Origin of the sequence: Microbacterium protaetiae, assembly GCF_004135285.1 — a bacterium.
GTDB classification, from domain to species: domain Bacteria; phylum Actinomycetota; class Actinomycetes; order Actinomycetales; family Microbacteriaceae; genus Microbacterium; species Microbacterium protaetiae.
The window spans coordinates 2,874,044-2,887,691 of record NZ_CP035494.1; the positions used below are offsets into that span (position 1 = coordinate 2,874,044).

Here is a 13,648-nt window from a genome sequence, read left to right on the forward strand (position 1 = left end):
GGCAACATGTGTCAGCTGCGTTGCGTCGGCTGCGTTGCGTCGGCTGCGTTGCGTCGTCTGCGTTGAGTCGTCGCATATGGCCCCTTCTGCTGCCGGCGAGGGGCCATTTGTGACGACTTTGCGTCATGCGCACGCGCATTGAGACATCAAGCCGCCTCGCTCGTTTCCGTGTAATGCGGCCGCGGGGGCCGGGGCCAGTCCGCTGTGCCAGGCTGGATGGGTGACGATCGAATACCCCCGTCCCGGTGAACCGCGGCGTCCGTCCGGCCCGCGCGACCCCGGCGATGCGTGGGTGATCGCCGATTCGGGGGAGCGGTACTGGGGGCGCTTCGGAGCAGCCGGGTTGCTCGCCTATGACCGCGATCGCGGGGTGCTGCTGCAGCACCGCGTCTCGTGGAGTCACCACGGCGACACCTGGGCCCTGCCCGGCGGCGCGCGGCACCAGGGCGAGTCGGCGCGTGCCGGCGCCCTGCGCGAAGCGCAGGAAGAGGCCGGCGTGCCCGACGGCGCGGTACGCGCGCGGCTGATGAGCGTACTGGACCTCGAGGTGTGGACGTATGCGACCGTGATCGCCGACGTGGTTGAGCCCTTCGAACCCGTCATCAGCGACCCCGAGAGTGTCGCGTTGGAGTGGGTACCCGCCGAGAAGATCACCGATCGGCCGTTGCATCCGGGTTTCGCCGACGCGTGGCCGCAGCTGCGGGCCGTGCTCGAGGTGCGCCCGGCGATCGTGGTCGACGCGGCCAACGTGGTCGGCTCGGTGCCCGACGGCTGGTGGCGCGACCGCGCCGGCGCCGCTGCTCGGTTGATCGATGACGTTGCACAATTGCTGAGCGCGGGGGTGGGTGCTGCGGCCCTGGGATTGCCCGAGAACACTTGGTTTCCCGAGACGAGCGTCGTGGTCGAAGGGCACGCCAAGGCCGTGGCCGACCACGATCGGGTGCGGATCGTGCGGGCCCCGGCATCCGGCGACGACACGATCGTCGATGAGGCGCGGCGTCTCGTCGACGATGGTCGCACCGTGGCCGTCGTCACCAGCGACCGCGAGCTCGCGAGCCGCTGCAGCGAGGCCGGCGCCGCGGTGCACGGCACGCGCTGGCTGCGTGACCTCCTGGCCCAGTGACCGCCGCGCTCAGCGGGCGAGCCGGCGCCAGATCGCCGTGGCGCGTTCGTGGGCACCCGATTCTTCGTAGAGTTCGGCTGCGGTGGCCCATTCGGCTCGTGCCGCGTCGGGGCCGGATTGCTCGTCGAGCACGCGAGCCTTGAGAGTGTGTGCCTCCGCAATGGTGTGCGCGGGCAGCTCAGGTGTCGCGATGGCGGCGTCGATGAGACGAATCGACGTGTCGGGTTCGGTCATCATGAGGAACTCGGCGCGTACGAGGTCGAGTTCGGCGAAGTCGTGGGCGGTGCCCACGATCGAAAGTCCTGTCTGAGCGCGTTCGAGCATCTCTTCCACGCCGGTTGTGACGCCGGCGCCCAGACGCATGGCCGCGGATGCCTTGTGGAACCGTGCCCAGGCACGCAGATCAGCCATGGGGTCGAGGAGGTCAGCAGCCTGGTCGTGTTCTTCGATTCCTTCTTCCGCGCGTCCCTGCAAAAACCGGACGTTGCCGAGTGACCAGGCGATCTCGCCCCTCAACTGACCGACGGGCACCGACGCTCTGGCGTCAGTCAGCTGCTGTGCCGCCTTGTCGAGTTCGTCCCGCTGACCGAGTTCTGCGAGCGCCGCGACCTTGGCGAGCAGCGCAGCCGCGAGGACTTCGGCGACAGATGCACTCTCCGCTGCGTCAACAGCATTGGTTGCCGCGTCAAGAGCATCCGGCAACCGTCCGGTTGCTCTCAGCGTGCGGGAGTGTAGAACAAGAACACTGGCTCGCAATGGCTGCGAGGCGAGGATCATCTCGCTGCCGAGGAGTTGTTCGACAAGGGCCAGGCCGGCGTCGTAGTCGCCACGGACGATCAAGGCTTCGGCACGCAATCTCATGGCCGCCCACCATGCGCTGGCGTCGGTCAATGAGGCTTCCGCTGCGATCGCGTCCGTCTCAGTGATCACCGCGTCGAAATCGCGGCGCAAGAGAGCGTCTTGCAGGCGAAGCTGCCCGACCGCGACCTCGACGCGCGCGGCGGTGATCGCGTCACGTGGGGGCGTAGCCAGAGAACTGGGCGGAACGCCCAGCTGATTCGCGAGGAAACTGACGACCTCTGGGGTCGGCCGTCGCCGATCGCGTTCGAGATGCGAGATGTAGCTCGCAGAGTAGCGGTTGCCGCCGATCTCGGTCTGCGAGAGCCGCCGGTCCACGCGGGCGGTCCGCAGGCGTTCCCCGAACGTCATGCGCATCCCTCCGATGGTTTTCGTCCTGCCTGCTCCATGATATGACAGTCTAAGTCACATCAACGACTGAAGGAGTCATGTTGAAGATGGGTGCTGAGGAATCTCCCGAGACCGTGACCGTCCCCCTCTCGGGCAATCGCGGATTCCGCCTGCTCATGGGCGGGCAACTCGCCAGTTCGCTCGGCACCAGCGCGGCGGCAATCGCGCTGCCGCTCGTGCTCCTCGATCTCACGGGGTCAACGGCCGCTGCCGGGAGCGTGTCGGCAATGGCCATGCTGATCACGCTGCTGCTCGGGCTCGTCGCCGGGGTGTTCGCAGATCGCTGGCCACGCCGGGGCACACTCGTGGTCGCAGCGCTTGTCGCTGCCGTCGTCTGGGCGGTCTCCGCGTTCGTTCTGCACATCGGCGCATCGTCGTTCGGCATCCTGGTAGCGGCGGCAGGTGTCTCGGCGCTGGCGATGACCTTCTTCCAACCCGCGCAGAACGGCGCGGTGCGCCACCTCGTGCCGCGCGCGCAGCTGTCGCAGGCCATAGCGATCGATCAGGCGCGCGAGACGACCGCGAGCCTTCTCGGCGCGCCGATCGGTGGTGCGCTGCTGGTGCTCGGGCCTGCCGTCGCGATCGCCGCCGACTCGGCCGGGTTTCTGATCGCTGCCGCCTGCATAGCGGTGATCGGTACCTCGCTCGGGCCGAATCGCGCCGCCGGGCAAGCGGCGGAGAAAGGCCGAGCGATCACCGGATACCTGCGGGGCCTGCTGCGCGACGCGGGCGCGGGACTGAAGCACTTGTGGAGTACTCCGGCGATCCGTACGTGTTTTCTCGCAGCGGCGGTGCTGAATCTGCCGTTCATCGGCATTCAAGTCGGCCTGGTGCTCGGGTTGCGTGCGGCGGGCACTCCCGTGTACCTCATCGGACTCGTCGAAACGTTCAGCGGTCTGGGGGCCATCGTCGGGGCCACGCTGGTCGGCCCGATGAACCGGCGCATCTCGCTGGGCCGCCAGATCGCGATCACCTCGTGGGCGATCGCAACCGGTGGGCTGTTGATTGCGCTCACATTCCCGCACATCTGGTTCGTGCTGCCGGCGTGCTTTCTGAACACACTGTTCGTTCCGGCGCTGAACGGCACGCTCATGGGACATGTCTTCGGATCGGCGCCGGAAGACCTCGCAGGTCGCCTCGGCGCCGCCGCACAGATAGCGTCTGGCCTTCTGATTCCGCTGGCACCATTGGCCGCCGGCATCCTGATCCAAGCGGCCTCGGGTCAAATCGCTTTGGTCACGTTCGCCGGCTTGCTCGTGGCGATCGCCGCCGCGCTCAGCGCAACCCCCAGCATCCGTCGCCTGACCACCTGAGCCCTCGCTACGCGGTCTTCTCTTTGCGCACGAACAGTGTCTCGGTCTGCTCCAGTTCCATGCCCTTGGTCTCGGGGATGCGCCAGAAGACGAATCCGAACGACAGCAGCGCGAAAAGCGCGTACATGCCGTAGGTGAACGGCAGCGACCACGACGACATCGCGGGGAACGACACCGTGATGAGGAAGTTCGCTATCCACTGCGCGCCCGCCGCCACGCCCAGCGCCTTGCCGCGGATGCGACTGGGGAAGATCTCGCCCAGCAGCACCCACACCAGCGGGCCCCACGACGCGCCGAAGCCCACGACGAACACGTTCGCCGCGATCAGGGCGACGGGGCCCCACGGAGCACTGAGAGAGACCTCTCCCTGGGCGTTCGTGGTGGCGAACGTGAACGACAGGGCCATGGCCGCCAACGACACGGTCATCAGTGCCGAGCCGCTGAGCAGGATCGGTTTGCGGCCTACCCGGTCGACCAGCACGATGGCGATGATGGTCACCAGCACGTTCGTGACCGATGTGATGACGCTGATCAGCGGGGCGTTGGTGAATCCCACCGAATGCCACAGCGTCGTCGAGTAGTAGAAGATCACGTTGATACCGACGAACTGCTGGAAGACCGACAGGATGATGCCGATCCACACGATCGGCTGCAGTCCGAGGGCAGGGCCGCGCAGCGAGACCCCGGCGTTCTTGCGGTCGGCCTCGATCGCCGTCGTGATCTCGTTCATCGTCTTGTCGAGGTCTACCTCTGGCACGAGCCGCGCAAAGATCTCCCGTGCCTCGTCGCCGCGCCCCTTCGAAATGAGGAACCGCGGTGATTCGGGCACCAGGAACGACAGGATGCCGTAAACGGCGGCGGGGATGGCGCCGACGATGAACATCCACCGCCACGCCTCCATGCCAAGCCACAACGCGCTATCGGCGCCGCCTGCCGACCCCGCCAGCACCGCGTCAGAGAGCAACGCGACGAAGATGCCGAGCGTGATGGCGAGCTGCTGCAGCGACGCAAGCGAACCGCGAATCTGCCGCGGTGCGATCTCGGAGATGTACGCGGGGGCCACCACCGACGCGATGCCGATGCCCAGGCCCCCGATCACGCGCCAGAAGCCGAGGTCCCACACGCTCACGCACAGGCCCGCGCCGATCGAGCTCGCGAAGAACATGACAGCGCCCAGCAGCATGACCTTCAATCGTCCCCACCGGTCGGCGAGGTTTCCGGCGATGACCGCGCCCACTGCACAGCCGAGCAGCGCGATGGCCACCACGAAGCCGGTCACGAAGGCGTTCAGACCGAAGTCGTGCTGCACGGAGTCGACGGCGCCGTTGATCACCGACGAATCGAAGCCGAACAGGAAGCCGCCCACGGCGGCGGCGATGGACAGGCCGATCGCCCGACGGCCGTAGGGGCCGCGCAGGGTGAAAGCGCCGGTGGGAACGGAGTCTGACGCGCTCATACCGGCCACCCTAGCCACGTGGCCGCCGCCGCGTCAGGGGGTGGCCGAACGGCGCGCCGGTACAGTAAGGGAATGCCCGTGACCTTGCTGGGCGCGGCCCAGATCCGCGCCCTGGCCGCCGAACTCGATGTGACCCCGACCAAGAAGCTCGGGCAGAACTTCGTCGTCGACGCCAACACGGTGCGCCGGATCGTGCAGGTCGCCGGCGTGCAAGCGGGGGAGCGGGTGGTCGAGGTCGGGCCGGGGCTGGGGTCGTTGACCCTGGCGATCCTTGAAACCGGGGCATCGGTGACGGCTGTCGAGATCGACCATCGGCTGGCGGCGCGACTGCCTGAGACCGCGGCGGCGCACGGCGTGCCCGACGCGGCGTTGACGGTGGTGGATGCCGATGCCCTGCGTATTTCCCAGCTGCCGGGCGATCCCACCGTGCTGGTGGCCAACCTGCCCTACAACGTGTCGGTGCCCGTGCTGCTGCACTTCCTCGAGACATTTCCCCGGCTGACCCGCGGCGTGGTCATGGTGCAGGCCGAGGTGGGCGAGCGGCTCGCGGCCGCACCGGGATCGAAGGTGTACGGAGTGCCCAGCGCCAAGGCCGCCTGGTACGGCCGGTGGCGGCTGGCCGGAACGGTGTCGCGACAGGTGTTCTGGCCGGTACCCAACGTCGACAGCGTGCTCGTCTCGTTCGAACGCGACGCGGTGCCCCGAGGCAGCGACACCGAGCGGCGACGCACCTTCGAGATCATCGAGGCGGCGTTCGGCCAGCGGCGCAAGATGCTGCGCCAATCACTGGCGACGGTGCTGGGCGGCTCTGCCGCTGCGGCCTCGGCGGTGCTGGAGGCGGCGGGCGTCGCCCCCACCGCGCGGGCCGAGCAGCTGAGCATCGACGACTTCGCGCGCATCGCCGCCGCCGGCTGACCGATCGCGCTAGCCTCGGAGCATGACCGACGCACCCCGCTTCCGGCCCGACGTCCGCGACATCCATCGGCCATACACGGCCGCCGCCGACCGGTATGCGCTGACCGAGTACCGTCAGGTCGGGGCATCCGGCCTGTTCCTCCCGCCGATCTCGCTCGGCCTGTGGTGGAACTTCGGCGACAACATCCCGTTCGATCGTCAGCGCGAACTGTTGCGCCACGCGTTCGACAACGGCATCACACACTTCGATCTCGCGAACAACTACGGCCCGCCGTACGGGGCGGCCGAGACGAACTTCGGCCGCATGATGCGCGAAGACTTCGCGCCCTACCGCGACGAGTTGATCATCTCGTCGAAGGCCGGATGGGACATGTGGCCCGGCCCCTATGGAGATCTGGGTAGCCGCAAATACATCCTGGCCAGTGCCGATCAGTCCCTCGCCCGCATGGGACTCGACCACGTCGACATCTTCTACTCGCACCGCCTCGACCCGCTCACCCCGCTGGAGGAGACGATCGGCGCCCTCGACAGCCTCGTGCGCGCCGGAAAGGCGCTGTATGTGGGGATCTCGTCGTACAGCGCCGAGCGCACGATCGAGGCGAAGGCCATCGCGCGCAGCCTGGGCACACCGCTGGTGATCCACCAACCCTCGTATTCGATCCTCAATCGCTGGGTCGAAGACGGCCTGACCGGGGTGTTGGAGCAGGAGGGCATGGGCGCGATAGCCTTCACACCGCTCGCGCAGGGGCTGCTGACCTCGAAGTACCTCGGCGACGGCACGGCTGAGCGTGCTCAGCAGCGCTCGTCGCTGCCCGGGGGCCGGCTCTCCGACAGCGCGCTGGCCGCGCTGCGCGGGCTCGACCTGATCGCCAAGCAACGCGGCCAGACCCTCGCCCAGCTCGCCCTGCAGTGGGTGCTGCGCGACGCAGTGGTCGCCTCTGCGCTGATCGGCGCGTCGCGCCCGGCGCAACTCGACGAGAATCTGCAGGCGCTGTCGGGCCCGGCGTTCGACACCGAAGAGCTCGAGCAGATCGACGCCCTCTCGGACGCCATCGACGTCGATCTGTGGGCGGAGTCGACGCAGCTGTGACCCAGGCCTACATCACCGAGCGCGTGCACGCGCGCGCACCTGGAAAGATCAACGTGTTCTTCCAGGTGGGTGCGCCCGGCGCCGACGGCTACCACGAGGTGGCCTCGGCGTACCAGGCGGTTTCACTCTATGAGGATGTCTGGGCGACGCCGTCTGACGAGTTCACCATCGAGGTGACCGGAACGGTGCAGTGCTCGGATGTCCCGCTCGACGAGAACAACCTCGCGGTGCGCGCCGCACGTCTGCTGGCCAGCGAGATCGGTTACGACGCCGGTGTGCACTTGCACGTGCACAAGGCTGTTCCCGTCGCGGGCGGCATGGGCGGAGGGTCTGCGGATGCCGCAGCCGCCCTGGTCGCCTGTGACGCGCTGTGGGGCGCAGGGCTGGGTACCGCCGAGCTGCAGAGGCTGGGCGCGCGGCTGGGTGCCGACGTGCCGTTCGCGCTGATGGGCGGGACAGCAGTGGGCACCGGTCGCGGTGACCAGCTCAGTCCGGCGCTGGCCCGGGGTCGCTTCGAATGGGTGCTCGTGGTCAGCGACGAGGGAATGTCGACCCCGGTGGTCTACGCCGAACTCGACGAGTACCGCTCGGGGACGGGAATCTACGTCCCGCGCGCTCCTGCGCGGCCGGCCGTGTACCCGATGGTGCTGCAGGCGCTGCGCCAGGGCGATGCGCAGGCGCTGGCCTCGGCGTCGGACAACGATCTCACCCCCGCGGTGCTGCGCCTGCGCCCGACCCTGGACGACCTGATAAACCTCGGGTTGCAAGAAGGCGCCTTGGCCGCCCTGGTGTCGGGGTCGGGCCCCACGCTCGCTTTTCTCATCGAGAACGAACAAGCCGCTCTCGAACTGCAGGTGGCGCTCAGCGCCGCCGGCCACAACGCCCTGCACGTGCACGGCCCGGTGCCGGGCGCGCGTGTGCTGCCTGACTGACTGACCGAAGGAGAACCAATGGACGACGACCTGGTCGCTCGTCAACGCGACGGCGCCGTAGACGCGGGCTCGGCCGCCCGCCTCGATGCGCGGGGACTTCAGCTGCGGCTGGTGCCGCACCAGCGGCCGGCCTTCGACGGGTGGCTGCAGGCCACCGCGCGAGGATTTCTCGACTCCGAACGCACCGAAGAACAGCTTGCGGCCTCATTCGATCGTTCGGCCTCTCACCGTCGGATCGGCGTGTACGACCCGACCGCGCCGCAGGACGACGTGCCGGTGGGCACCTTTGAGACCTGGGTTGCAGAACTCGCCCTACCCGGCGACGTCGTGGTTCCCGCGCTGGCCGTGAGCTCCGTGACGGTGTCGCCGACCCATGCCGGTCGCGGCATCGCGCGCGCCATGATGGAGGGCGAGCTTCGCCATGCCTCGCGCCTGGGCATTCCCCTGGCCGCCCTGACGGTGAGCGAATCGACCTTGTACGGCCGCTACGGATTCGGGCAGGCCGCCGCCGCGACGACGTGGACGATCGAGACCCGGCGGGCCGGCTGGATCGGCCCCGAGGTCTCTGGACGCGTCGACTACATCACCCGAGAACTGGCCCGCACCCTCGCGCCGGGGCTGCACGCGCGCATCCTGCGGTCACGACCCGGCGAGCTGGCAATGCCCGGCTCACAGTGGGGGCAGTTCACCGGAACCGAACCCGACGCCGAAAAGCCCGGTTCGGTGCGCGCCGTGCAATACGCGAACGCTGCCGGCGAGGTGCGCGGTCTGGCGCTGTACACCGTCACCGAGAACCACGACGACTATACGAAGTCGACGGCGCGCGTGCGGTACCTGCTCGCCGCCGACGACGAGGCGTACGCGGGACTGTGGCGGTTCCTCCTCTCCCTTCCGCTGATCTCCACGCTCACCGCCAGCGAGCTGTCGACCGACGAGCCGCTGCTGTGGATGATCGCCGATCAGCGTGCGGTGCGCATGAGCGTCACCGATCACCACTACGTGCGCATCCTCGACGTTCCTGCAGTGCTCGGCGCACGCCGATACCCCGGAGCGGGGCAGTTGGTACTCGAGGTCACCGATCCGCTGGGGCTGAGTGAAGGACGATGGTTGCTCGAGTCATCCGACGACGGCACCGCGGGAATCGTCGAGGCAGACGGCGTGGACACCGGCGAGGTGCCGACCATGACGCTGGGCACCACGGAGCTGTCGGCGCTGTGCCTGGGCGGCGTCTCGCCGGCCACCCTGGCGGCGGCAGGACGCATCCGCACCACCGATGCGGCTGCGTCATCCCGGCTTTTCGGATGGCATGTCAGCCCGCGACTGAGCTTCTGGTACTGACACAGCGGCCCGCGGTGTCGGGGGTCTGCACTACGCTCGTGAACACGCGCGAGGCGACATGGGAGGAACGACCATGAGAGCACGACTCGGTGAGACCACCATCGCGACGGCCGACGAGGCAGACCTCGTCCGTATCGAAGGCAATTGGTATTTTCCACCGCAAAGCGTGGATTCCCGCCTCTTGCACGAGAGCGATACGCCCTACACGTGCCCGTGGAAAGGCGTCTGTCAGTATTACTCGATAAAGATCGGCGACGAGGTCTTCGCCGATCGCGCCTGGGCGTATCCCACGCCGTATCCCGGTGCGATCGAGAAGGTCGGCCGGGATTTCTCCGGGTACATCGCGTTCGCGCCCGACGTCGAGGTGGGCGACTGAGCCCGGTGCGCGGTCGACGGAGCGCCGCATGATCGAGTTCCGCAACGTCACGAAGCAGTTCCCCGACGGCACGCGTGCCGTACGGGACTTCAACCTCGTCATCCCTGCCCACAAGACCACGGTGTTCGTCGGATCGAGCGGCTGCGGCAAGACCACTCTGCTGCGCATGATCAACCGCATGGTCGACGCGACCTCGGGGGCGATCGAGATCGACGGCGTCGACATCGCGTCGCGCCCGGCGGTGGCCCTGCGGCGCAGCATCGGGTACGTCATGCAGAACGCGGGTCTGCTGCCGCACCAGAGCGTCGAAGACAATATCGCCACGGTGCCTGTTCTGCAGGGGATCAAGAAGAGGGATGCCCGAGCCCGGGCTCGTGAACTCATGCGCACGGTCGGTCTCGACGAGTCGTTGGCCCGGCGGTATCCCGGGCAGTTGTCCGGCGGTCAGCAGCAGCGTGTCGGCGTCGCGAGAGGACTGGCCGCCGACCCGAACATCCTGCTGATGGACGAACCGTTCGGAGCGGTCGATCCGATCGTGCGGGCCGAGCTGCAGCAAGAGCTCATTCGGCTGCAGAGCGAGATCGGCAAGACGATAGTGTTCGTCACGCACGACGTCGACGAGGCGTTCCTGCTCGGCGATCAGGTCGTGATCCTCGAGGTGGGCGCCCAGATCGCGCAGGTGGGCAGTCCGAGCGAGATCATCGAGGCCCCGGCCTCCGACTTCGTGGCGACCTTCATCGGGGCCGAGCGCGGCAGCCGCGCGTTGCGACTGAAGAAGACCGCACGTGGCACCGTGGTCGTCGACGCGCAGGGCCGCACGCAGGGAGCGCTCGTGGAGGAGCCCGGGTGAGCTGGGTCGCCGACAATCTCGGACTGATCCTTGAGCTGTCGCTGCAGCATCTGCGGCACAGCCTTATTCCCATCGTGCTGGGCTTCGCGATCTCGGTTCCGCTGGGCTGGGTCGCCTGGCGGTATCGCCTCGTGCGCGGCCCGCTGCTGGTGGTGACCGGGCTGCTCTACACGATCCCGTCACTGGCGCTGCTGGCGCTGCTGCCGGTGATCCTGGGCACGAGCTACATCAGCGACGTCAATCTCATCGTGGCGCTGACGCTGTACGCCGTCGCGCTGATGGTCCGCTCCGTCGCCGACGGACTGGCCTCGGTCGACGACGATGTGCGCCTCGCATCCGTCGCCATGGGGTACGGTCCGTGGCGCCGATTCTTCACCGTGGACTTTCCACTCGCCGGTCCCGTCATCCTCGCCGGCACCCGGGTCATGGCCTCGAGCACCATAGCACTGGCCACCGTGGGCATCCTCGTCGGCGTCGAGAACCTCGGCTACCTGTTCACGAACGGGCTGCAGCGGCGCATTCTCATCGAGGTGTTCGCGGGCATCGTGGCGGTCGTCATCATCGCCGTGATCGTCGATGCCCTGCTCGTCCTGCTGGGTCGGGCGCTCATGCCCTGGGCACACCCCGCCCGTCGTCACGCTCTCGCCGTGCGCACCCGGGAGGCGATCGCATGAGTTTCATCATCGACGCCATCCGCTGGATCTTCTCCGGCGAGCTGTCGGGCACCGATCCGATTCCGGTGGCCATCGGCATCCATCTGCTGTTCACCCTGGTGTCGGTTCTCGTGGCCATCGTCATCGCCGTGCCGCTGGGGTGGCTGATCGGACACACCGGCCGGGGGAGGGATATCGCTGTGGCCGTCTCGGGCGCCGCGCGCGCGATTCCGTCGTTCGGGCTGTTCATCCTGCTTGTCTTGCTGATGGGCGTCATCCACAAGCCCGAGGCCGCCGTCGTCACGTTCGTGATCCTGGGCATCCCTTCGATCCTGGCCGGTGCCTACGCCGGCTTCGAGGCCATCGACCGGTCGGTGATCGACGCGGGGCGTGCGATGGGGATGACGCCCTGGCAGGTGCTCTGGCGCATCGAGGTGCCCCTTGGTCTTCCGCTGCTGGTCGCCGGCATCCGCTCGGCCGTGCTGCAGGTGGTGGCCACCGTGACGATCGCCGCCTATGTGGGCATCGGCGGCCTCGGCCAATACATCATCACCGGCCTTCCGCTGCGCAAGCTCGACATGGTGCTCGGCGGAGCCATCATCGTCGCCGTGCTCGCCCTCGCGCTCGACGGGCTCTTCGCCCTGGCGCAGCGGGCCTCGACCCCGCGCGCCCTGCGTGGCGGCCGGCCGCGGCATCCCGAACCTGCGCGACTCGAAGCAGTCGCCGCCTGAACCCCGAGAGAAGGAGAATCACATGCTCTCTGCACGAAAAACCCTCGCCATCGCCGCCGCCTTCGTGGGCGCGGTCGTGGCGCTGTCCGGATGCGCGTCGAACAACCCACTCGACGAGCCGACGAAAGGCACTGCGGGCGGTGACGCGGCGACGATAGTGGTCGGCTCACAGTCGTATCCCTCCAACGAGACGATTGCCGAGATCTACGCGCAGGCGCTTGAGGGCGCCGGCATGAAGGTCGACCGCAAGTTCAGCATCGGCCAGCGCGACGCCTATATGCCGGCGCTGGAAAGCGGTGAGATCCAAGTGTTCCCCGAGTACACCGGCAACCTGTTGCAGTTCCTCGACAAAGACGCCACCGCCACTGCCCCTGACGACGTGTATGCCGCGCTGAAAGACGCGTTGCCCGACTCGCTGGCCGTGCTCGACATGGCCACGGCCACCGATCAGGACTCGTACACGGTGACCAAGGCGTTCGCCGACAAGTACCAGCTGACCTCGATCGCCGACCTGGCGAACGTCACCGAGAAGCTGACCCTCGGAGGCAACCCCGAGTTGGCCGATCGGCCCTATGGGCCGAAGGGTCTGAAGAGTATCTACGGCATCGACATCGGCTTCAAGGGCACCGGAGACACCACCGTCGAAGACCTCGTCGCCGGCACCGTGAACGTCGCCGACGTGTATACGTCCGACCCGCGCATCCAGACCGACGACCTCGTCGTGCTGAACGACCCGAAGGGTATGATCCTGGCTTCGAATGTGGTGCCGGTGGTCAGCACGACGGTGCAGGACAAAGTCGCCGACGTACTCAATGCTGTGCAGGCCAAGCTCACGCCCGAAGCGCTCGTCGACATGAACGTGCAGAACACGGTGGACAAGAAGTCGTCAGCCGACATCGCCAAGGCGTTCCTGTCCGACAACGGTCTGAATTGAACGCATCACCCCGCCGCCGCCGTTTCGAGGGGAACACGGTTCGGCGGCAGCGGGGTGATGCGCCTGTCAACGGGCGGCGCTCAGACGGCGAGTGACCAGCCCAGCGAGAAGTTGAACGCGACGGCGACCATCAGGTACATCAGCCACAACCCCGTGACGATGTGCCAGAAGCCCAGTGCGCGTTCTGCCCACTTCATTCCGATGGCAGCGAAGAAGTCCGACAGGTAGATGAGCGCGAGGCCCAGGAACAGCAGACCCACCGGCCAGTCTCCGGCCGTGAAGAACACGACCAGGCCCACGACCGAGATGATGAAGAACGCCACGCACATTCCCGCGTTGGGGCGGGGGTCATTGCCGCGGTAGCGGTTGTAGCCGATGGCGAACCAGTGAATGCCATAGGCAGAGAACGCGAGCGCGGCCATGTACAGCGGTGCTTCGTTGAACACTTGGAACCATGACAGCCCGACGAACAGGATGATGCCTGTCACGAACTGACAGAATCCGGGCAACCAGATGCCCCAGATGCCGGTGGCGCGATCGACCCGTTCGTCTCGTGGCGGCCACCCGAACAGCTCTTGCGGGCCATAGATCAGGTAGCCGGTCCCGAGTCCGAAGAAACCGAGGGCCAGGGGCGGGAACATCGATACGGCGAATTGCATGATGAACCTTCTTCGATGAGAGTCCCCTCA

At 67.5% G+C, this 13,648-nt stretch carries 14 protein-coding genes; 11 read left to right on the plus strand and 3 right to left on the minus strand.

The window, feature by feature from the left end; genetic code table 11:
• Positions 1-220: 220 nt before the first annotated feature.
• Entirely contained in the window at positions 221-1,123 is a 903-nt protein-coding gene (locus ET475_RS13270; RefSeq protein ID WP_129391141.1) for an NUDIX hydrolase, read from the plus strand.
• Between the two features lie 9 nt (positions 1,124-1,132).
• Here ET475_RS13270 and ET475_RS13275 read toward each other — a convergent pair whose 3' ends face one another.
• Positions 1,133-2,332: a helix-turn-helix domain-containing protein gene (locus tag ET475_RS13275; RefSeq protein WP_165310926.1), complete on the minus strand. Its 1,200-nt coding sequence runs from the start codon at positions 2,330-2,332 to the stop codon at positions 1,133-1,135.
• 86 nt (positions 2,333-2,418) lie between these two features.
• Here ET475_RS13275 and ET475_RS13280 point away from each other — a divergent pair, with 86 nt between their 5' ends.
• Positions 2,419-3,684, plus strand: a complete 1,266-nt coding sequence (locus ET475_RS13280) for an MFS transporter (RefSeq protein WP_165310928.1) — start codon at positions 2,419-2,421, stop codon at positions 3,682-3,684.
• 7 nt (positions 3,685-3,691) lie between these two features.
• Here ET475_RS13280 and ET475_RS13285 read toward each other — a convergent pair whose 3' ends face one another.
• The gene (locus ET475_RS13285; protein WP_129391149.1) at positions 3,692-5,140 is read right to left on the minus strand and encodes a sugar porter family MFS transporter; all 1,449 of its coding nucleotides are present in this window, start codon (positions 5,138-5,140) and stop codon (positions 3,692-3,694) included.
• Between the two features lie 72 nt (positions 5,141-5,212).
• Between ET475_RS13285 and rsmA the strand changes: the two genes are divergently transcribed.
• The 9 genes from rsmA to ET475_RS13330 all read left to right on the plus strand — a co-directional run bounded on the left by rsmA (position 5,213) and on the right by ET475_RS13330 (position 12,959).
• Positions 5,213-6,055, plus strand: a complete 843-nt coding sequence (gene rsmA, locus ET475_RS13290) for a 16S rRNA (adenine(1518)-N(6)/adenine(1519)-N(6))-dimethyltransferase RsmA (protein WP_129391152.1) — start codon at positions 5,213-5,215, stop codon at positions 6,053-6,055.
• 22 nt (positions 6,056-6,077) lie between these two features.
• A complete protein-coding gene (locus tag ET475_RS13295) occupies positions 6,078-7,145 on the plus strand; it encodes an aldo/keto reductase (RefSeq protein ID WP_129391155.1) in 1,068 nt (355 codons plus the stop codon).
• The gene (locus ET475_RS13300; protein ID WP_129391159.1) at positions 7,142-8,077 is read left to right on the plus strand and encodes a 4-(cytidine 5'-diphospho)-2-C-methyl-D-erythritol kinase; all 936 of its coding nucleotides are present in this window, start codon (positions 7,142-7,144) and stop codon (positions 8,075-8,077) included. Before ET475_RS13295 ends, ET475_RS13300 begins: the two co-directional genes overlap by 4 nt.
• Positions 8,078-8,095: 18 nt before the next feature.
• Complete coding sequence (locus ET475_RS13305; RefSeq protein WP_129391162.1) at positions 8,096-9,415, plus strand: GNAT family N-acetyltransferase; 1,320 nt, start codon at positions 8,096-8,098, stop codon at positions 9,413-9,415.
• 73 nt (positions 9,416-9,488) lie between these two features.
• Positions 9,489-9,791: a DUF427 domain-containing protein gene (locus ET475_RS13310; protein WP_129391165.1), complete on the plus strand. Its 303-nt coding sequence runs from the start codon at positions 9,489-9,491 to the stop codon at positions 9,789-9,791.
• A gap of 28 nt (positions 9,792-9,819) precedes the next feature.
• The gene (locus ET475_RS13315; protein WP_129391168.1) at positions 9,820-10,641 is read left to right on the plus strand and encodes an ABC transporter ATP-binding protein; all 822 of its coding nucleotides are present in this window, start codon (positions 9,820-9,822) and stop codon (positions 10,639-10,641) included.
• Positions 10,638-11,315, plus strand: coding sequence for an ABC transporter permease (locus ET475_RS13320; RefSeq protein ID WP_129391171.1), 678 nt, complete (start codon positions 10,638-10,640; stop codon positions 11,313-11,315). The genes ET475_RS13315 and ET475_RS13320 overlap by 4 nt, the downstream gene beginning before the upstream one ends.
• Positions 11,312-12,025, plus strand: coding sequence for an ABC transporter permease (locus tag ET475_RS13325; protein ID WP_129391174.1), 714 nt, complete (start codon positions 11,312-11,314; stop codon positions 12,023-12,025). Before ET475_RS13320 ends, ET475_RS13325 begins: the two co-directional genes overlap by 4 nt.
• Positions 12,026-12,047: 22 nt before the next feature.
• Positions 12,048-12,959: an ABC transporter substrate-binding protein gene (locus ET475_RS13330; protein WP_129391177.1), complete on the plus strand. Its 912-nt coding sequence runs from the start codon at positions 12,048-12,050 to the stop codon at positions 12,957-12,959.
• A gap of 80 nt (positions 12,960-13,039) precedes the next feature.
• Here ET475_RS13330 and ET475_RS13335 read toward each other — a convergent pair whose 3' ends face one another.
• Entirely contained in the window at positions 13,040-13,618 is a 579-nt protein-coding gene (locus ET475_RS13335) for a hypothetical protein (protein ID WP_207205350.1), read from the minus strand.
• Positions 13,619-13,648: the final 30 nt, after the last annotated feature.